Annotated in this window: 13 protein-coding genes; 9 read left to right on the top strand and 4 right to left on the bottom strand. The window is 64.1% G+C overall.

Annotated elements, in window-relative coordinates:
* Positions 1 to 107 precede the first annotated feature (107 nt).
* Genes JGU71_RS19245 through JGU71_RS19220 form a run of 6 tightly spaced genes read left to right on the top strand, consistent with a single transcriptional unit; the run spans position 108 to position 10,647 of the window.
* Positions 108 to 3,368 carry a DEAD/DEAH box helicase gene (locus tag JGU71_RS19245; protein WP_199705899.1) on the top strand — a complete coding sequence of 1,087 codons (3,261 nt, stop codon included), beginning with the start codon at positions 108 to 110 and terminating at the stop codon, positions 3,366 to 3,368.
* Positions 3,365 to 4,672, top strand: a complete 1,308-nt coding sequence (locus JGU71_RS19240; protein WP_233529758.1) for an SWIM zinc finger family protein — start codon at positions 3,365 to 3,367, stop codon at positions 4,670 to 4,672. Before JGU71_RS19245 ends, JGU71_RS19240 begins: the two co-directional genes overlap by 4 nt.
* Positions 4,669 to 6,129 carry a DUF5691 domain-containing protein gene (locus JGU71_RS19235; RefSeq protein ID WP_199705898.1) on the top strand — a complete coding sequence of 487 codons (1,461 nt, stop codon included), beginning with the start codon at positions 4,669 to 4,671 and terminating at the stop codon, positions 6,127 to 6,129. The genes JGU71_RS19240 and JGU71_RS19235 overlap by 4 nt, the downstream gene beginning before the upstream one ends.
* On the top strand, positions 6,126 to 7,238 hold the full coding sequence (locus JGU71_RS19230) for an ATP-binding protein (RefSeq protein ID WP_307829725.1): 1,113 nt from the start codon (positions 6,126 to 6,128) through the stop codon (positions 7,236 to 7,238). Before JGU71_RS19235 ends, JGU71_RS19230 begins: the two co-directional genes overlap by 4 nt.
* Positions 7,235 to 9,451 carry a DUF5682 family protein gene (locus JGU71_RS19225; RefSeq protein ID WP_199705897.1) on the top strand — a complete coding sequence of 739 codons (2,217 nt, stop codon included), beginning with the start codon at positions 7,235 to 7,237 and terminating at the stop codon, positions 9,449 to 9,451. The genes JGU71_RS19230 and JGU71_RS19225 overlap by 4 nt, the downstream gene beginning before the upstream one ends.
* Positions 9,448 to 10,647 (top strand): VWA domain-containing protein, encoded by a 1,200-nt coding sequence (locus JGU71_RS19220; protein ID WP_199705896.1) that lies wholly within the window; start codon positions 9,448 to 9,450, stop codon positions 10,645 to 10,647. Before JGU71_RS19225 ends, JGU71_RS19220 begins: the two co-directional genes overlap by 4 nt.
* Positions 10,648 to 10,650: 3 nt before the next feature.
* Here JGU71_RS19220 and JGU71_RS19215 read toward each other — a convergent pair whose 3' ends face one another.
* The 4 genes from JGU71_RS19215 to JGU71_RS19200 are packed head-to-tail and all read right to left on the bottom strand — an operon-like array spanning position 10,651 to position 13,442.
* Complete coding sequence (locus tag JGU71_RS19215; RefSeq protein ID WP_199705895.1) at positions 10,651 to 10,809, bottom strand: DUF6307 family protein; 159 nt, start codon at positions 10,807 to 10,809, stop codon at positions 10,651 to 10,653.
* On the bottom strand, positions 10,806 to 11,015 hold the full coding sequence (locus JGU71_RS30605) for an RGCVC family protein (RefSeq protein WP_199705894.1): 210 nt from the start codon (positions 11,013 to 11,015) through the stop codon (positions 10,806 to 10,808). The genes JGU71_RS19215 and JGU71_RS30605 overlap by 4 nt, the downstream gene beginning before the upstream one ends.
* Positions 11,012 to 12,178 (bottom strand): N(5)-(carboxyethyl)ornithine synthase, encoded by a 1,167-nt coding sequence (locus JGU71_RS19205; protein ID WP_199705893.1) that lies wholly within the window; start codon positions 12,176 to 12,178, stop codon positions 11,012 to 11,014. The genes JGU71_RS30605 and JGU71_RS19205 overlap by 4 nt, the downstream gene beginning before the upstream one ends.
* Positions 12,179 to 12,227: 49 nt before the next feature.
* On the bottom strand, positions 12,228 to 13,442 hold the full coding sequence (locus JGU71_RS19200; protein ID WP_199705892.1) for a fatty acid desaturase family protein: 1,215 nt from the start codon (positions 13,440 to 13,442) through the stop codon (positions 12,228 to 12,230).
* A 329-nt stretch (positions 13,443 to 13,771) separates the two neighbouring features.
* On the opposite strand from JGU71_RS19200, the gene JGU71_RS19195 reads away from it, so the two are divergent.
* The 3 genes from JGU71_RS19195 (at position 13,772) to JGU71_RS19185 (ending at position 20,674) form a co-directional block, all read left to right on the top strand.
* Positions 13,772 to 14,326 carry a DUF3558 domain-containing protein gene (locus tag JGU71_RS19195; RefSeq protein WP_199705891.1) on the top strand — a complete coding sequence of 185 codons (555 nt, stop codon included), beginning with the start codon at positions 13,772 to 13,774 and terminating at the stop codon, positions 14,324 to 14,326.
* A complete protein-coding gene (locus JGU71_RS19190; RefSeq protein ID WP_372433203.1) occupies positions 14,323 to 14,850 on the top strand; it encodes a DUF3558 domain-containing protein in 528 nt (175 codons plus the stop codon). Before JGU71_RS19195 ends, JGU71_RS19190 begins: the two co-directional genes overlap by 4 nt.
* A 370-nt stretch (positions 14,851 to 15,220) precedes the next feature.
* Positions 15,221 to 20,674 carry an ATP-binding protein gene (locus JGU71_RS19185; protein WP_199705890.1) on the top strand — a complete coding sequence of 1,818 codons (5,454 nt, stop codon included), beginning with the start codon at positions 15,221 to 15,223 and terminating at the stop codon, positions 20,672 to 20,674.
* The last annotated feature ends 20 nt before the right edge of the window (positions 20,675 to 20,694 follow it).

Below are 20,694 nucleotides of genomic sequence, written 5' to 3'. Positions count from 1 at the left end.
ATGCAGCGGATAGTCCATCGAGCCCCTCGAATTCACTCGGTTACCAACTTCTACGGGAGATGCGTGCCGCTCCCGAATGTGTCGGAGCCTGCCATTACGGTCACGTCATGGTGGGAAACGCATTCACGTACGACGATCTGGCCGATTTGGAGGAATCGGTCGGGCCGGCGACGTTTGCTCGGGGGATGATGCACGCGAAGCTGCACGAGGTGCGGCAGATGAGGTGGTATCCGAAGGACGAGGCGCTCGACGGAATCATCGAAGGCAGCGTCGGCGATTACTACGAGGCCACGGCCCTGTTCGACTTGGAGCACGGCGGCGGCTTCGTGGAAGGCAACTGCACCTGCCCGGTCGAGTTCGACTGCAAACACGTGGTCGCGCTCGTGATCGCCGCGATGCCGCAGAACCGCGAACCCAAACCGCAGCCAGTGGCACCGCCGCCCAAACCCACATGGGAGCAGTCGTTGTCGGCACTACTGCCGACCGCGCCGCCGAAATCCAACGAGGTCCACACGGCGACCAATCAGCTCGCCATCGAACTGATGCTGACCCCGCCGCCATCGACCGCGGCGTCGAAGGCGCGCCCAACGCTGCGCATCAAACCTGTGAAGCCCGGCAGCAAAGGCTGGATCAGCGGCGGGTTGACGTGGACGTCCGTCAGCCAGATGCACGCAGCATCGGGGCACCCACACGACCAGATCCGGCTGCTCCGCGAGTTCTACGCGGTGTTTCAGTCCCAGACCGGTCGGGTGTCGTACTACCGCCACGAGGAGAAGGACTTCGACCTCGCATTGTTCGACAGTCCGCGACTCTGGCCGCTGCTCGACGAGGCCGTGCGACGCGGCATCAAACTCATCAACGGTCGACGCGACATCGGACCGAAACCCTACGGCGAGGCCGAGTTCTGCCTCGACGTGACCGAAACCGCCTCCGGCGACTTGATTGTGGTGCCGGTGGTCCGGATCGACGACGAACCCGTGAGCTCGTTGGCCATCGCATTCATCGGCGAGACCGCGCACGGTGTCTTCACCACCGACCATGCCAATCGTGTGCGGTTGGCGAAGCTGACCAAACCGGTCGCACGACACCTGCAGCAGATGGTCGTCGAATCGCACCTGCTCGAAATACCGGCATCCGAGAAAGATCGCTTCGTCACCGAATACTTCCCCGCGCTTCAACGCCAAGCGACGATCCTCTCGTCCGACGGAAGCTTCACTCCCCCAGTCGTATCCGAGCCGACGCTCGCACTGCTCGCGAGCTACGGCGAGGGCCACAACCTCACCGTCGACTGGGAATGGGCCTATACCGTCGGCGACCACGAAATGCGCGCACCACTCGATCCGCGGGGCGGCGGTGCTTCGTACCGAGATCTCGAGCGCGAGCGAGACATCCTCCTCGACCTCGACCTACCGATCGAGCAGTACGACGACGGACCTGGCCACAAGCAAACCGCCCTGTCGAATCGCACCGTCCTCGGCGGTATCGACACGATGCGATTCACCACCGAAGTCCTACCGTTGTACGCCGACCGCGACGGCCTGCGCATCGAGGTCGACGGGACTCCGGCCGACTACCGCGAAGCCGGCGACAGCCTGCGAATCGGACTCAGCACGTCGGCGACCTCGAAAAGCAACGACTGGTTCGACCTCGGCGTCACGATCTCCGTCGAAGGCCAAGAGGTCCCGTTCGCCGACGTCTTCACCGCCCTCGCCAACGACCTGACCCACCTGCTGCTGCCGAGTGGCGCGTACTTCTCGCTGGAAAAGCCTGAGCTGCAGTCACTTCGAGAGCTGATCGAGGAAGCTCGCGGGCTGCAGGACAATCCGAACGGCCCGCTCCGGCTGAGCCGCTATCAAGCTGGACTTTGGGACGAGTTTGCCCAACTGGGTGTCATCGAGAGCCAAGCGTGGGAATGGCGGGCGCAGGTCGACGGTCTGCTGAAACTTCCCGGCCTCGCTCCGATCGCGCCGCCCCGCACGCTCAATGCCGAACTGCGCCCCTACCAGCTGGACGGCTTCACCTGGCTCGCCTTCCTGTGGCAGCACAAGCTCGGCGGCATCCTGGCCGACGACATGGGCCTCGGTAAGACAATCCAGTCACTGGCCTTGATCTGCCATGCGCGACAAGCCGATCCGGACGCGCCGCCCTTCCTGATCATCGCGCCGACCAGTGTCGTGCCGAACTGGGCAGCCGAATCTCGGCGCTTCGCACCAGGTTTGAAGATCGCCGCAATCGACAAGGCCATCAAAGCGTCCGACATGGCACGACTCGGCAACGCGGACGTGGTTATCACCTCCTACACCCGCTTCAGGCTCGACTTCGACACCTACTCGGCGATGAGTTGGTCGGCGCTGATCCTCGACGAGGCGCAGTTCGTCAAGAACCACCAGTCGAAGGCCTACCAATGCGTCCGCAAACTGGAGACGCCGTTCAAGCTGGCGATCACCGGCACGCCGATGGAAAACAACCTGATGGAGCTGTGGTCGCTCCTGTCGATCACTGCACCGGGGCTGTTCCCGAACATCAAGAAGTTCGGCGACTACTACCGCAAACCGATCGAAAACCAAGGCGACGCGGAACTTCTCGCCCAATTGCGACGCCGCATCAAGCCGCTGCTACTCCGCCGCACCAAAGACCAAGTGGCAGCCGACTTGCCGGCCAAGCAGGAGCAGGTCCTCGAACTCGAACTGAATCCACGCCACCGCAAGATCTACCAAACCCACCTGCAACGCGAACGCCAGAAGATCCTCGGCCTGATCAGCGACATGGACAAAAACCGCTTCACGATCTTCCGGTCGCTGACGATGCTGCGTCAGCTGAGCCTGCACGCGGGCCTGGTCGAAGAAGAGCACGAAGGCGTGCCGTCCGCGAAGATCGAAGCGCTGACCGAGCAACTGCACGACGTCATCGACGGCGGCCACCGTGCACTGATCTTCAGTCAGTTCACGTCGTTCCTGTCGAAGGTCCGCGACCGGCTCGACGCCGAAGGCATCACCTACGCCTACCTCGACGGATCCACGAAAGACCGCGGCGGAGTGGTCGAACAGTTCAAAAGCGGTGCGGCACCGGTCTTCCTGATCAGCCTCAAAGCCGGCGGCTTCGGACTCAACCTCACCGAAGCCGACTACGTCTTCCTGCTCGACCCGTGGTGGAACCCTGCGACCGAAGCACAAGCCATCGACCGCACCCACCGAATCGGCCAAACCCGTAGCGTCATGGTGTACCGGCTCATCGCCAAAGACACAATCGAGGAAAAGGTTATGGCACTCAAAGCGAAGAAAGCCGAACTCTTCGCCAGCGTCATGGACGCCGACACCATGCAGAGCACCGCCATGACCGCCGACGACATCAAGAGCCTCTTCGAATGACCTCTCCACCCCAACGCTGGACCAAAGAACAGATCACCGCACTTGTGCCCGACCCGAAGGCCGTCGCGCTCGCTCGACGGCTCGGACCCAGCTTCTCGAACACCGGCCACCACGCGAACGCACTATGGGGACTGTGCCAAGGCAGTGGTCTGAAGCCGTACCAAACGATCGTCGACCTCTCCGGTCCAGCGTTCAAATGCTCGTGCCCGAGCCGCAAATTCCCGTGCAAACACGCTTTGGGTCTGCTCATCTCCTGGTCCGAAGATGCTGTCCCCGAAGCAGATTCCATCGCCGACTTCGCGGAGGTCTGGATAGAGGCCCGCGCCGACCGCGACGGCGTCAAACCCGAGACTCCCGCCGCACCGAAGACCGCGAACCCGGCAACAGCCGAACTGCGGTTCAAGCAGGTCACCATCGGCCTCGAAGAACTCGACACCTGGATCGCCGACCAGGTCCGAACCGGCCTCGCCCAAACTGACCGTTCCTACACAGCCTTCGAAGCAGCGGCCGCCCGGATGGTCGACTCCAAAGCACCCGGCATCGCATCGACCCTGCGACGACTCCCGTATGCCCTTGCCACACGCAAAGATTGGCCCCAACGGCTACTCGGCGAATACGCGCAACTGCACCTGCTCGTGCAAGCGCACCGGCGCCTCAATGAGCTGCCCGATCCGTTGCAGGCGACGGTCCGATCGCACATCGGCTACCCCGTCGCCGCGGATTCCGTGCTGGCCGAACGTCCGGTCCGCGGACGGTGGATGGTGTTGGGCATCAAGGTGACCGAAGAAAACAGCCTGTTCAGCCGGAAGGTATGGCTGCGCGAACGCGAAAGCCACAGCTGGGCAGTGCTTCTCGACTTCTCGCACGGCACCCCGAACTTCCCGGCCGACCTGCCACCTCTCGGATCGCTGATCGACGCCGACCTGCACTACTACCCCGGCGCGGCCTCGCTGCGTGCGAAACTCGGTGAGCGGCACGGCAATCCCGAGCCCTTCACCACACTCCCGGCCACAGGCATCGAAGAAGCTCTGGACGACTACGCAGCCGCCATCGGTCGCGATCCGTGGCTGCGCTCGTGGCCGGTCTGCCTCAAAGACGTCATCCCCACCTTCGCTGCCGAACAGTGGCACGTCATCGATCACACCGGCCGAGCCATCGCGATCTCGACACCACTCGACGAACCGCCGCCGTGGACGCTGCTCGGCTTCTCCGGCGGCTACCCAGTAACGATCATCGGCGAATGGACCAACGACGGCATTCGCGTCATCTCCGCATTCTCCGGCGGTCGGGTGGTGGTGATGTGAACGACGATCTGGTCGCCGCCGCCCTCCTCGGAACGGCGCGCAGGACACCCACTTTCGACACACTCGAACCGGTGCCACGCGGTGTGGTCGAGCAACTGTCCACCAACGATGCGGCCGCCTCACTGCTGGAGGCCGCAGCACTCGAACGCGCCTACGAGCGTGGCGGCGTCACCTCGACAACCGCGACGCCACCATCCGTGTGTGACGACGATCCGCGCTACCAACTGCCCGCCGCGGCGGTGGCCCGTTTTCGCGATCTTGCAGCGGCCAACTCACGCATCATCGACGAATGGCTCGTCGAGGCCCTCGGACGCAACTACCGCGCACCCGACGAGCTTGTCGCCCTTGTCCTTCGGTACGCCAAGGCGAGCACGAACAACCAGACCTACCGCGACCGACTCGTCCAGCTCGCCAGCGTTCGCGGTCAGTGGCTCGCACGTCAGAATCCGGAATGGTCGGATTTTACGAGCTACCAGCTCTCCGACCTGCAGGTCTGGAACTACGGCACCCTCCGAGAACGCGCGAAGTGGCTCGCCGACGTGCGCCGGCAAGACCCCGACGCCGCGCTCGAGCAACTCGCAAAGATTTGGCCGCAAGAACCCGGACCCGCCCGCTTCCAACTGATCGGCTCCCTACTGCCGCAACTCAACACCAACGACACCGATTTCCTCGAACAGGCCCTCGACGACGGACGCCAAGAGGTCCGAACCGTCGCCGCGGCCATGCTCGCGAAGCTCCCCGATTCGCCTCTGTCGCAACGGATGTCCGAACGTATCCGCGACTGGATCTACTTCGACGAGAACAACGCGCTCTCGGCACGCGTTCCCGAGGAACTCGACGACGCAGCCATCCGGGACGGCATCGGCGACCGCTCGGTCAGCGCCGCGAACGATCCGATGACGTGGTTCGGCCGAGTCGTCAGAGCGACTCCGCTCGCGGTCTGGGAACAGCTGCTCGGACCGCCGGCAACCGCAGTGACCTCCGCTATCGACGAACGCTGGAAACTCCGCATCACCGTCGGCTGGGCAGACGCCGCGAAGGCCCAACACAATGCCGAATGGGCCGAAGCTCTGCTGCGACGGGCGGGCGTGAAAGACACCGACCTCATCACGGTGCTGCCCGCCGACGCAGTTGCGGACTGGGTCCTCGCCGACCCACGGCCGCTGCTCGACTCCTCGACGATTGTGCTCGACGCTCTCCCACACCCGTGGCCACGCGAGTTCGCGATCCGGGCTCTGGAATTGTTGATGCAGATGGATCCCGTTGCGACCCGCCCCGACGACAAGGCCTTCCGCCGACAGCTACACACGCACGCGCTGGCACACCTGCCGATCGACCTGCTCGGTGCAGTGCGCGGAGCCGCTGACCGAGCCGTCGACGGCGGCACCGCACGCCGGATGAACCAGATCGCGTTCCACCTCATACAACGCAAGACGATGCTCGAGGAGCTGCAGTGACAGAGCAAGCGGTGACAGAACCGGACCAGTCGGCACTGCTCCGCCCGCACGCGGAACAAGCCTTCGCAGAAGAACTGTCAGCCCTCGACCGCACCGACGACCGCCCCCGACCCCCGTCGTGGCGACTGTCGCCATGGGCCGTCGTGACGTACCTGCTCGGCGGGACGCTCAACGACGGCACGGTCATCACGCCCAAATACGTGGGTCCGCGCAGACTGGTCGAGGTCGCCGTTGCGACGCTCGCAACCGACCGCGCACTCCTCCTGCTCGGCGTACCAGGCACCGCCAAAACGTGGGTATCGGAACATCTTTCGGCCGCGATCAGCGGCAGCTCGACCCTGCTAGTCCAGGGCACGGCTGGCACCGCCGAGGAGTCGATCCGCTACGGCTGGAACTACGCACGCCTGCTCGCCGAAGGCCCGACCGCAGGGGCACTGGTTCCCTCACCAGTCCTGACCGCCATGGAGACCGGCACCATCGCCCGCGTCGAAGAACTCACCCGCATCCCCGCGGATGTCCAAGATGCGCTCATCACCATCCTGTCGGAAAAGACTCTCCCGATCCCCGAACTGGCCACAGAAGTGCAGGCCGTCAAAGGTTTCAACGTCATCGCCACAGCCAACGACCGCGACCGCGGTGTCAACGAACTGTCATCCGCGCTGCGCCGCCGTTTCAACACCGTCGTACTCCCACTTCCGGCCAGCGAAGAGGAAGAAGTCGGGATCGTCACGCGTCGCGTCGAGCAACTCGGCCACTCACTCGAATTGCCGCCCGTTCCCGCTGCAGCAGAAGAGATTCGGCGTGTGGTCCGGGTGTTCCGCGAACTACGTTCCGGGGCAACCGAAGACGGCAGAACCAAACTCAAATCACCGTCCGGCACACTCTCGACCGCCGAAGCCATCTCGGTGATCACCAGCGGTGCGGCCCTTGCCGCTCACTTCGGCGACGGCACCTTGCGCGCTGCCGACGTCGCCGCGGGCATTCTCGGTTCCGTACTCAAAGACCCCGTCGCCGACGCCGTCGTGTGGAACGAATACCTCGAAGCCGTTGTGCGCGAACGGGAAGGCTGGGCCGATTTCTACCGCGCCTGCCGCGAGGTGAGCGGATGACAGTAGCCCTGGAGCCACCAAACATAAAGACCGCCACCGAAACCCGCGTCTACGGCATCCGCCACCACGGCCCTGGTTCTGCGCGGTCGCTTCGTGCTGCACTCGACGAATTCGTGCCCGACGCGATCCTCATCGAAGGTCCCTCCGACGCCGACCCACTGGTCGCGCTCGCAGCCTCGGAGCACATGCATCCCCCGGTGGCGTTGCTCGCGTATTCGACTGCGGCACCGTCCAATGCCGCGTTTTGGCCGTTCGCTGTCTTCTCCCCCGAGTGGCAGGCGATCACGTGGGCCGCCGCGCACAACGTGACCGCGACCTTCTGCGACCTACCCGCATCGCAGACGATCGGCGTGAAGCCCGCCGAGGACGAGAGGCGAGAACAGGGCGACCCACTCGTCCGCCTCGCCGCAGCGGCCGGATACGACGACGCCGAACGCTGGTGGGACGCGATCGTCGAATCCACCTCCGACGCAGAGTCGTTCGATGCGATCACCGAGGCGATGGCGTCGCTACGGGAGACCTCGTACATCGATAGCCGCACGCTGCAGCGCGAGGCGTACATGCGCCAAACACTGAGAAAAGCCGTCAAAGCAGGCTCCCAGAGAATCGCCGTCGTCTGTGGCGCCTGGCACGCCCCCGCTCTCACGGGCACTCTCGGACCCGCCACTGCCGATGCCCGTCTCCTCAAAGGACTGCCCAAGACGAAGACCTCGCTCACCTGGGTGCCGTGGACGCATTCGCGGCTGGCAAGCCGATCGGGCTACGGCGCTGGAATCACCTCGCCCGGTTGGTATCACCATCTCTTCACCGAGACCGAACACCCGATCGTTCGTTGGCTCACCAAGGTCGCGCGAGTCCTACGCGCCGAGGACCTTCCCGTGTCGAGCGCGCACGTCATCGAATCGGTACGACTGACGGAAACTCTCGCCGCCATGCGATCTCGCCCGCTGGCAGGGCTGTCGGAGGTCACCGAAGCAACTCGCGCTGTCCTGTGCGACGGCGACGACGTGCTGTTGGCGCTGATCACAAACAAGCTGGTCGTCGGCGAAAAGCTCGGCTCGGTGCCCGACGAGACACCGACCGTCCCCCTGGACGCCGACCTCCGTGCTCGCGCACGAACCTTGCGCCTCAAACAGACTCCATCGGCGACGAAACTCGATCTCGACCTCCGCAAGTCGAACGACCTCGCCAAATCGCAACTGCTGCATCGACTCCTGCTGATCGGCATCGGCTGGGGCACCATCACCGACAGCGAGGTACGCAGCACCGGAACCTTCCGCGAAACGTGGACCCTCGAATGGCAGCCAGAATTCTCGGTATCCGTCGTCGAGGCCGCGATGTGGGGAACGACCGTCGAAGCCGCAGCGGAGGCGAAGATCCTCGATCGGGCACACAAGGACGACACCACTCTCGGCGAGCTCACCAACCTCCTCGAACGCGCCCTCATCGCGGACCTCGCAAGCGTGCTCCCCCAGCTACTCAAAACGGTGGAGACCACCGCAGCCCTCGACCACGACGTTGCCCACCTGCTCGCCGCTGTCCCACCGTTGACGCGCACGATGCGCTACGGCGACGTCCGCGGAACCGACACTGCCGCAATCACCCACGTGGCCGACAGTCTGCTCGTCCGCATCTGCGCCGGCCTCGGCTCGGCCGTCGGCAACCTCGACGACGACAGCGCTTCCACACTTCGCACGCTCATCGACGACACCCACGCCTCCGTCATGACCCGCGACGACGCGACGACGTCCGACCGCTGGATGACGGCACTCGAATCCATCAGCCACCGCAGCGACGTACACGGTCTGCTGGTCGGCCGCATCGTCAGACTCCTCCGCGACGCCGGACGGATCAGCGAATCCGACTCGGCCACAAGACTTTCCCATGCACTCTCGATCGGCGCCGAACCCGCCGCGAAAGCCGCGTGGGTCGAAGGCTTCCTCGCCGGCGGCGGACTCCTGCTCGTGCACGACCGCGAACTTCTACGCCTGCTCGACGACTGGCTCGCCTCCCTCGGTGGCCAAGACTTCATCGACGCCCTCCCCCTGCTGCGTCGCACGTTCGGTTCGTTCGAGACCGGTGAGCGACACGCGATCGGGCAGGCGGTACGCAGTCCGGGCACGACGCAACGTAATTCGGTGCAGCAGGTCGACCGCGAACGCGGCCGCATCGCCATGCAAGCGGTCGCGCAGATCTTGGGCGTACAGAAATGACCGAACCAAGCAAGACCGAACCGAACACCCAAAACACCGACGACTACGAACGCCTCCGCCGCTGGCGCCTGGCGCTGGGCAAGGCTGCCGACGAAGGGCTGGGTGGGCTCGCAGGCAAAGACGACCGCGCAATGGACGGCGCGCTCGCTGCGCTGTACGACTCCGATTCCGAAAGCTCGGCATCGGACAGCAAGCGCAAAGCCGGCGGCCTCGGTAGCTCGGCGCCCCGGGTGTCGCGGTGGCTCGGCGACATTCGCACATACTTCCCGAACAGCGTCGTGCAGGTGATGCAGAAGGACGCGATCGAGCGACTGAACCTGACACAGCTGCTGCTCGAACCCGAGTTGCTCGAAGCAGTCGAACCCGATGTACACCTGGTGGGGACGCTGCTGAGCCTCAATCGGGTGATGCCCGAAACCACCAAGGCGACAGCGCGAATGGTCGTCGAGAAGGTGGTTCGCGACATCGAGCGTCGGATCGCGTCCAAGACGACAGCTGCCGTCACCGGCGTCATCAACCGAGCGACCCGAACGTCGCGGCCGAAACTGCGTGACGTCGACTGGGATCGCACGATTCGAAAGAACCTCGGCCACTACCTACCCGAGCACAAGACCGTGGTGCCGGAACGTCTGGTCGGCTACGGCCGTCGAGCCCAAGCCGTGCACCGCGACGTGGTGCTGGCCATCGACCAATCAGGATCGATGGCGTCGAGCGTCGTCTACGCGTCGGTGTTCGGTGCCGTGCTTGCGTCGATGCGCTCGCTCAAGACGTCACTCGTCGTATTCGATACGGCGGTGGTCGATTTGACGGACAAGTTGGAAGATCCTGTCGACGTTCTCTTCGGTACTCAACTCGGCGGCGGCACCGACATCAATCGGGCGATCGCCTACTGCCAGTCGCTCATCACGAGGCCGACCGAATCGTTGTTCGTGCTGATCTCCGACCTCTACGAAGGCGGGGTCCGCGAGCAGATGCTGCGACGGATCGGCTCGATGAAGGAGTCGGGCGTACAAGTTGTGGTGCTGCTCGCGCTGTCCGACGACGGCGCACCGTCGTTCGATCACGACAACGCGAGCGCACTTGCAGCGCTTGGTATTCCAGCATTCGCCTGCACACCCGATCAGTTCCCCGAGTTGCTCGCCGTAGCGCTCGACAGGGGCGATCTGATCAGGTGGGCAAACGCGCAACAGCGCTAGAAGTTAGCGAACCTTCTCGGGAATCGTGTCGATCGCATGCAGGATCTGCACCGCGACCTTCGCTGCGGCTTTCTTGTCGAGCTTGGTGTTGGAGGTCAAAGCCTCCGACACCAGGTGTACACGTTCTTCGTAGCGTGAGCGGGTCGTCGTATCGGAACTCATTTGTTTTCCTTTTTCGGTTGTGGGGTCGGCTTGTTCTGCGAACAGATGCAGGAGCGATCGAGTGAGCGCGCAGCGACTGCGGAGCAGTACCTGGCTGCGATCGGATCGTGGGATTCCCAGGTGTGCGGACAGGTTTCGCACATACGGGATGTCGAATCCGAATCGAGTGTGGCATCGGACGATGCGGATGACTCTACTCCGGTCATGACTCCACCAATTCTGTGTAGGGATGCGGAAAATCGGCTGATCTGTGCTGGAAAGCGAGGATCGCGGGGTTCTGAATCACGCCGTCACGGATCTCGATCGAGCGGCTGATTGTCTGGTTCTTGCCCCACGCATCCGGACCTTCGAGCACGGTCCGCAGGTACGGCAGCAGGGCTTCACTGATCTCCCAGCTCGCCGAATTCCAGAGATAGGACGGACTGTGGTCGACCCCGTAGTAGGTGATGTGCTCGCCGACGGTGAAGGTCGGCTCGCTGAACGTCGTCGGACGCGCCCAACTGAACCCCATCCCCTCGTCGCACGACACGTCGACGATCAAGCTGCCCGGCGGAAAGATATCGGCGTCCTCGTCGATCAGGAACGTCAAAGGTGCTGCGGTGTCTTGCAATACGCAATTGACGACGATGTCGTGCTCCGCGAGGAAGCCCGCGAGCGGCACCCGTCCGTCCTCGGTCAGCGCGTGGCTTCGGCGTGGGTCGCCCGGGTTGTCGACGTCGTGATCGAACTGCACCATCTGCGCCGAGTGGATCGGCGACGCGACGGCAGCGATACCGCGCTGGGTCAGGACCTCGACATCGTGCACGCCGTGCGCACTGAGAGCCGTCACGGCGCCACGCGCTGTGGCACCGAACCCGATGACAACCGCACGCAGCCGACGCCCGTAGTTGCCGGTCGAGCCTGCGATCGCCATCGCGTGGAAGACCGAGCTGTAGCCGGCCAGCTCGTTGTTCTTGTGAAACACATGCAGATTGAACGAACCATCGGTACCCCAGTGATTCATCGCCTCGAATGCGATGAGCGTCAATTTACGGTCGATCGCAATCTGGGTGAGCTTCTCGTCCTGCACGCAGTGCGGCCAGCCCCACAGCACTTGGCCCTCCCGAAGTTCTTCCAGATCGGGGGCCATCGGCTTGGCAAGCAGGATGACGTCGCAATCGGCAATCAGCTGTTCGCGCGACCACATGCCGCCGACGAACGGTGCAAGCTGATCGTCGGTCAGTCCGAAGTCGTCGCCGTAACCACGCTCGAGAAAGATGCTGGAACGAAGGTCGTCGTCGATCCGGTCGAGGTGTGACGGATGAATCGGCACCCGATGCTCGTTTTCCTTCCGCGTTCGCGAAAGAACTCCGAGTTTGAGTTGGTGCACACGTACTCCTCTGGTTTGAAATTATTGGGCGGCCCGCGCAAAGAACTTGCTAGCGCCGGAACCGCTTTCGCTCGGCAATCGCGGTACGCAGACCACGCCGCCCCGTCTGCCCGGCAAAGTCCTCCTGCTGCACCGCCGACGTTCTGAACTTCCGCTCCGATGCCGTTTCCGGCGCGTCGTCGCAGGTCGCGATCAGCATGCTGTCCGGCAGGGCGAGTTTGTGAATCGTGCGCAGGGTCAGGAAGTACTGCTTCGCAAGCGATCCCGTCGTATACGGCAGGTCGTACTTGTCGCAGAGTGCGCGTACGCGAACGGCAATCTCGGCGTAGCGAACGCTTGGCAGATCCGGGAAGAGATGGTGCTCGATCTGGTAGCAGAGGTTGCCGCTCATAAACGCCATGGCCTTACCGGCATCGAAATTGGCGGTACCGAGCATCTGCCGTAGGTACCAGTCGGCTCGCGTCTCGTCGTCGAGGTCGGTCAGCGTGAATTTCTCTGCGCCGTCGGGGAAGTGGCCGCAGAAGATCACGACGTACGCCCACACGTTTCGCATCAGGTTCGCGACCGCGTTCGCGCCGAGGGTCCGTAGCCAGCGTCGACCCGACAGAGCGGGGAACAGCACGTAATCCTTGCCCAGCTGTCGACCGATCTTGCGCAGGAACATCTTCTTCTCGGCCTGCTTGCCCGACTCGTCTGCTGCGCGCTCCTGCTCGGAATACAGGTCGTGCAGAGCGATGCCCCACTCGAATGTCGCTGCCAGCAACAGGTTTCGTACAGGTTGGAGCAGATGCTGCGGTTGCCACTTGTCGTCGCGAGTCACCCGCATGATGCCGAAGCCGATGTCTTCGTCCATACCGATGACGTTGGTGTAGACGTGATGACGATAGTTGTGCGAGTACTTCCACTGGGCGGACAGCCCGGCCATGTCCCACTCCCACGAGTTGGAATGGACCTCTGGATCGTTCATCCAATTCCATTGGCCGTGGCAGATGTTATGGCCGAGTTCCATGTTCTCGATGCTTTTCGCAACGGCAAGACCGACGGTCCCCAGCGCGGTGGTGAATGGTCCCCGGCTGGCGAAGATCACCGCTCGCGACGTCACGTCGAGAAGTCGTTGTGCGGCGATCGTGCGGTAGAGGTAACGCGAGTCGCGTTCGCCGAGTGATTCCTCGATATCGCGACGGATCTCGTCGAGCTCTTTGCCGAGGGCTTCGACGTCGGCCTCGGTGAGATGGGCGTATTCGCGTACTTCAGAGATGGCCACGGCGACCTCCGCAGCACGGGCGGACAACGGACACGTCTACAAACGAATTTTGGTCGTACATAATGCTTTCGATCGGTTTGGTGGGTCCGCAGGTACATGCAGACGGGCGAATCGGGATGTCACGCAAAGGCGTGGGTGTTCTGTCAGTGGAAATCACCGACTCGACGGGTCCAGGTCGAGGTGTGACGAAGCACGATTCGACGGCGCCAACCGGAACTCCTCGCCGGCTACGGCCTCACCATCAATCGACAGCCGCGCTGGCCGTCCGGCCGCGCATGACTATCGGTGACCTCAGTCTACCCGTATTCGAAGCGCAGTAACCTCGTGAAGTGCCCCGCACCGTGACCGCCACCATCAGGCTTGCCTCGCTGGTCACGCTCGCCTGCGCGGCGGTGGGGTCGAGCACGCTGACCGGCTGCGACTCGAACGGCCCGGATCAGCCGAAGAAGACGCCGCCGCTGGCCGATCCCGCACGGTCCGGCCCCGGCACCTTCTACGACGAATGCGGGTTCGTGAACGACGAGTCGGTCGTCGCAATCACCGGGTTGCCAACCTTGCTGCCTGTCTCGCGCAACGGCATCAAGTGCCGGTGGGAGGCGGCAGGCGGTCATCCGTACGCCATGTTCGTCTGGTTTCGCGGCAGTCCGATCGACCGGGAACGGCTCGGCTCGGAAGCGAGTGGCCGCCTCGTCACCTATCTCGAGATCGACGGCCGTCGCGCCTACACGTCGCGGGATCCGGCCGATCAGTTCTGCGAAGTCGGAATCCAGGACAACGACGACTTCGTGTACTGGCTTGTCGACTTCACCGCTGCCGACCGACCCGCCGACGTCTGTGCGCCCGTTCTTGCCCTCGCGAATCTGACGATGGAGAAGGCCTCGTGAACCGTCGGACCGGGAGTCGCTGGATGATTGCCGTCGCGGCAATATTCGTTCTCGTCGGGTGCGGCACGACCGTCACCGGCAAGCCGACCGCGGCAGGCGGACCGTCGCCGTCGACCCAGTTCGACAAACTGCTCCACGAGTGCGATGCCGTCTCCGACGAGGAGATCTCCTCGACCGTCGGCGGCAACGACATCGAGCGCTACTTCCTCGGCGCGATCTGCATGTGGGACGTGAGCGTTCCAAGCGGGCGGGTCGACGTGACCTTCGCGTGGTTCGAAAACAACTCGCTCGCGCACGAGCGCGACGTCGCAGGCCAACTGCAGTACGACGTTACCGACGTCAAGATCAAGGGCGCTTCCGCGTTTCAGGCGTTGCGGCCAGGCAATCCGGCGGCGTGCGGCGTCACCGTCAACTATTCGGGTGTGATCACGTGGTGGGTACAGTCGGTCGGCTCCGCAAACGGGCCGGACCCGTGCGAGGCCGCGCGGGAACTCGCCGAGCTCACGATGAACAGAAATCTGTGAATACCCGACGGTAACTTAGTTCGTCGAGAAGCGTTCGGCCACAACGTTACTCACGGGTACGGGTAAATCGCACAGAGAGAGGGAAATTTCACTCTCCGCACAACCGTCTGCGAAACACGGACCGCTGCTTGACCTTTCGGATTCTTACGATCGAGCGACGCAGACACGCCGGGATGTCGACTTGGCGGGTCGGTGTTCGATGCTGCAACCTTGAGTGGACCGCAACGACGCTTGCGGGTCCTGTCGGCGATCGAAGACCGGACCCGTCGAACATCGCTGAATAGACACGTCGACGCGGAATCATCCCGCATATGCCGCCTGCTGAGGCATGCTGCAAGAACGAACCTTCGACACCGGACGATAGAGAGATATGTTCACTCGAATTGCTGTAGTCAACAGGGGCGAAGCCGCCGTACGCCTGATCAGGGCCGTCCGGGAGCTGAATGCAGAGCACAACTACGACATAGCCACGATCGCTCTGCACACAGAAGCCGAACGTCGCGCGATGTTCGTCCGGCAAGCCGACGAATCGGTGACCCTGCGGTCGAACGGGACGACGAGCCCCTACCTCGACCATGCGGAACTCGGGCGCGCGCTCAAGGCGGCCAATGCGGACGCCGTATGGGTCGGCTGGGGCTTCGTCGCCGAAGACCCGAACTTCGCCGATCTCTGCGAGAAGCTCGGCATCACCTTCATCGGGCCGCCCGCCTCGGCGATGCGTCTGCTCGGCGACAAGGTCGAAGCGAAGATCCTGGCCGAGAAGGTCGGCGTTCCGGTCGCACCATGGAGTGGTGGCGCCGTCGAAACCCGATCCGACGCGCGTAGGCACGCTCAGGCCATCGGCTACCCCCTCATCATCAAGGCTCGTAGCGGCGGCGGTGGCCGCGGCATCCGCAAGGTCTACGCCGAAGACGAACTCGAGCTAGCCCTCGAACGCACCCAGGGTGAAGCAGAGCGCTCGTTCGGCGACCCCGTCGTCTTCCTCGAACGGCTCGTGACCGACGCCCGCCACGTCGAAGTCCAGGTCATCGCCGACAACCACGGCAACGTCTGGGCACCCGGTGTGCGCGACTGCTCGATCCAGCGCAAGAACCAGAAGGTCATCGAAGAGTCCAGCTCTCCCCTGCTCACCAAGGAGCAGGCCGACCACCTCCGCTTCGCATCGAGCGAGCTCGTGCACGCCGCCGGCTACCGCGGCGCGGGCACGGTCGAGTACCTCTACCAGCCCGATCAGAAGCTCTTCACGTTCCTCGAAGTGAACACCCGCCTGCAGGTCGAGCACCCGATCACCGAGGCAACCACCGGCCTCGACCTGGTCAAACTGCAGATCATGGTCGCCAACGGCCACCGCCTCGAAGGCGATTGCCCGACCGAATTCGGCCACGCTGTCGAAGCGCGCCTCAATGCCGAGGACGCCGACAACGGGTTCGCCCCCGCACCCGGAACGGTCCGGCTGCTCAAGTTCCCCCTCGGCTCGGGCCTGCGCGTCGACACCGGTATCGCACAGGGCGACGTCATCCCACCCGACTACGACTCGATGGTCGCCAAGGTCATCGCATGGGGTCAGGACCGCTCCGAGGCGCTCGCACGACTCCGCACTGCGCTGCGCGAGACGACGGTCGTCCTCGACGGCGGCACGACGACCAAGTCGTTCCTCCTCGACCTGCTCGACCGCCCCGAAGTCATCTCGGCATCCGCCGACACCGGCTGGCTCGACCGCACCGGCGCAGGAACCAGCGACGGCCCGACCCGCGTCGCCGACATCGCACTCATCGCCGCGGCCATCGACACCTACGACGCCGAAGAGACCCACGAACGCGCCGCGTTCCTGCACTCTGCGCGAGGTGGACGCCCACGTGCGACCCACGCCATCGGCCGCGCGGTCGAACTCTCCTACCAGGGTCAGGCGTATCAGCTGACCGTCGGCCAGATCGGTCCGCACCGCTACCGCGTCGAGACCGAAGGGGGCGAATTCGAGGTCGACGTCGATCGCCACGGCAAGTACGAAAGCCGCATCGTCGTCGGCGGCAAGCGCTATCACGTGGTCTCCGTCGCAGGTCCCGCGCACTACCTCGTCGAGGTCAACGGCATCAGCCACCAGATCAGCCAGGACGAAGCAGGCGTCGTTCGTGCACCCGCGCCCGCCGTCGTCGTCGCCGTTCCCGTTGCCCCCGGTGACGAGGTTCAGGCCGGCGCGACGCTGGTCGTGCTCGAGGCGATGAAGATGGAAACCGCGGTTCGCGCACCGTTTGCTGGCAGGGTCCGCGAAGTGCTCGCGGTCGTCAACTCACAGATCGATGCCGGCGCTCCGCTGCTGCGCGTCGACCCCGTCGACGACGGTGCCGCCGTCTCCACATCGCCGCGAGTCGAGTTCGCCAAAGAGGCGTCGACCATCGAAAGCGACGCCCGCGCCGAAGCGACAGCGCGTCTCGATGCGCTGCGTGCCGTGCTGACCGGATTCGACGTCGGCGGCGCGCGCGCCCGCGAACTGCTGCGCGAGTACGACACGCTGCGGTCGTCGTTGACGGCTGCCGACCGCACCGTCGACGCCGAACTCGACCTGCTGACGACCTTCGCAGACATCTGCGAACTGTCCCGCAACCGGCCCTCGGCCGACGAAGAGGAATACGCCCACGAGCAGGCGCACAGCCCGCGCGAGCATTTCCACTCGTACCTGTTGTCGTTGGACGTCGACGTGCAGGGCCTGCCGGACTCGTTCCGCGACAGACTCTCCCGCGCGCTGAGCCACTACGACATCATCGACCTCGAACACGGTCCGCTGCTCGAAGAAGCGGTCTACCGCCTCTTCCTCGCACTGCAGCGCATCGAGAACCAGGTCCCCGTGATCGTCGGCCTGCTCGAACGTTGGCTCACCGACGCCGCACCGGCACCGAAAGCGGGTCCGGCGCTCGCCGAGGTGCTCGATCGGTTGATCGAGGCCACCCAGGTCCGCTACCCGGTCATCGGCGACGTCGCACGGAACCTGCGCTTCCGGTTCTTCGACGAGCCGTCGATCCGCGAAATTCGCAACCGCGCCTACGACAACGTCCGCGGCAACCTGCAATACCTGGCCGAACGACCGGATTCCGTGGACTACGGCGATCGGGTCCGGGCGCTCGCGGCAACGCCGGAACCGCTGATCGGTCTGCTCGCACAGCGCATCGCAGACCCGGGCGCCCTGCTCGAAGTGATCACTCGGCAGTACTACCTGATCCACGTCCTCGGCGACGTCAAGGCGTTCACCCGCGATGGCCGCACCATCGTGACCGGAACGTTCGATCAAGCCGGTGAGCGCGTCGACCTGATCTCGATCAGCACCACGATCGAAGACTTCGCTGGCACCCTCGACATCGTCGACGAACTTGCCGGGTCCAAGACCGACGACCTCGCTGTCGACCTCTACGTGTCGTGGCCGACAGCGCCGGAAGGCGACGAACTGTCCGAGGCCCTGCGCGATGTGCTGGAAAAGCATCCGAAGGCACGGACGTGGCGTCGAGCAACGGTCACGGTGTTCGGCCCCAAGGAGTCGATCCAGCTGATCACGTTGCGCGGCAACGAATCCGGCCTGGTCGAGGATCGCATCATCCGCGACATGCATCCGCTGACCGGTCAGCGCTTCGACTTCTGGCGTCTCAAGCACTTCGACGGCACCCGCCTGCCGTCGGCTGCCGATACGCACCTGTATCAGCTCGACGCGAAAGAGAATCCGGCCGACAAGCGACTCATCGCCTTCGCCGAAATCCGCGAGGAGACGGTCCAGCGCGACTCGGCAGGCAACATCGTCGCACTGCCCGCGATCGAGCGTGCGCTGTCGGCATGTATGGACGGCATCCGGCGTGAGCAGGCCAAGCGCGGCTCGAACAGGTTGGACAACAACCGTGTTGCGCTCTACATCTGGCCCGTCATCAACGAGCCGATGGAACAGCTCACCACCATCGCGCAGTACATCGCGCCGCTGACGGTCGGTGCAGGCCTCGAAGAGGTCACCCTGCTCGCACTGCTGCAGGAACAGCCGAACGAAGCGCCACGTGAAGTGGCACTGCGCTTTTCGTACCGCTCGGGCGCCGGTGTCTTCATCAAGGCGACCGAGCCGCCGACCGAACCGCTGCAGCCGCTCGACGGTTACACGCAGAAGGTGCTGCGGTCACGCGCCCGTGGCACGGTCTACCCGTACGAGATCATTCCGCTGCTCACCGGCGAGGACGGCACGTTCACCGAGTACGATTTCGACAGCACAGGCCGCCTCGCACCCGTCGAAAGGCCTTACGGCACAAACAAAGCGGGCCTGATCGTCGGACTCGTCACCACACCGACGCTGCGGTACCCCGAGGGTATGACCCGCGTTGCGCTGTTCGGCGATCCGACGAAGGCGCTCGGTACCGTTGCCGAAGCCGAGTGCTCCCGCGTCGTGGCTGCGCTCGACTTGGCCGAAGAACTCGACATACCGCTCGAATGGTTCACGTTGTCGTCCGGTGCAACGATTTCCATGGACAGCGGTACCGAGAACATGGACTGGGTCTCCCGCGCGCTGCGCCGGATCATCACGTTCACGCAGGACGGCCGTGAGATCAACATCGTCGTCGCGGGTATCAACGTTGGCGCACAGCCGTATTGGAATGCCGAAGCGACGATGCTCACCCACACCAAGGGCATCCTGGTGATGACGCCGGACAGTGCCATGGTGCTGACCGGTAAGCAGTCGCTCGACTACTCGGGTGGCGTCTCTGCCGAAGACAACTTCGGCATCGGTGGCTACGACCGCGTCATGGGCCCGAACGGTGAAGCGCAATACTGGGCGCCGAACCTCAACGCCGCCTGCGACATTCTGTTCGCACACTACGAGCACTCCTACACCGCACCCGGCGAACGTTTCCCCCGTCGCGCGCATACCAAGGACCCCGTCAATCGCGACGTCCGCGGTTACCCGCACGTGCACCCGTCGAGCGACTTCACCACCGTCGGCGACATCTTCTCCTCCGTCACCAACCCGGAACGTAAGAAGCCCTTCGACATTCGGACCGTCATGCGGGCCGTCGTCGATCAGGACCACACGGTCCTCGAGCGGTGGGCGGACATGGCCGGAGCGGAGACGTCGGTGGTGTTCGACGCGCACCTCGCGGGCATCCCGGCAACGGTGATCGGCATCGAGTCGCGCACCATCCCGCGTAAGGGTTGGTTCCCGGCGGACGGTCCCGATCTATGGACCTCGGGCACCCTGTTCCCGAACTCGTCAAAGAAGACGGCGCGAGCGATCAACGCGGCCAGCGGAAATCGTCCCCTGGTTGTGCTTGCCAACCTGTCCGGCTTCGATGGCTCGCCCGAATCGCTGCGCAACATCCAGCTCGAATACGGCGCCGAGATCGGTCGGGCGATCGTCAACTTCGACGGTCCGATCGTGTTCTGCGTGATCTCGCGCTACCACGGCGGCGCCTTCGTCGTGTTCTCCGGAGCGCTCAACGACAACATGGAAGTGCTCGCCGTCGAGGGGTCGTTCGCCTCGGTGATCGGTGGCGCTCCCGCTGCCGCAGTGGTGTTCTCGCGTGAGGTCAACAACCGCACCGCAGCGGATCCGTCGGTCAAGGAGCTGGAAGAGCAGCTTGCAAAGGCGACCGACGACGCCGAGCGCGCACACCTCCGCGTCGAACTTGCCGCGGCACGCAGTGCGGTTCGGTCCGACAAGCTCGGTGAGGTCGCGCAGGAATTCGAAGCGGTCCACAACATCGATCGCGCACTTCAGGTCGGGTCGGTGCATTCGATCGTTCCGGCTGCGGAGCTGAGGTCGAGCATCATCGCCGCCGTCGAGCGAGGGATGGCGAGAACATAGGGCGCTACGCGCCTCGTGAG

The sequence above is a fragment of the Antrihabitans stalagmiti genome (genome assembly GCF_016482825.1).
GTDB classification, from domain to species: domain Bacteria; phylum Actinomycetota; class Actinomycetes; order Mycobacteriales; family Mycobacteriaceae; genus Antrihabitans; species Antrihabitans stalagmiti.
The sequence above is the reverse complement of the archived record's forward strand: the minus strand, read 5'-3'. Positions and strand labels throughout refer to the sequence as shown.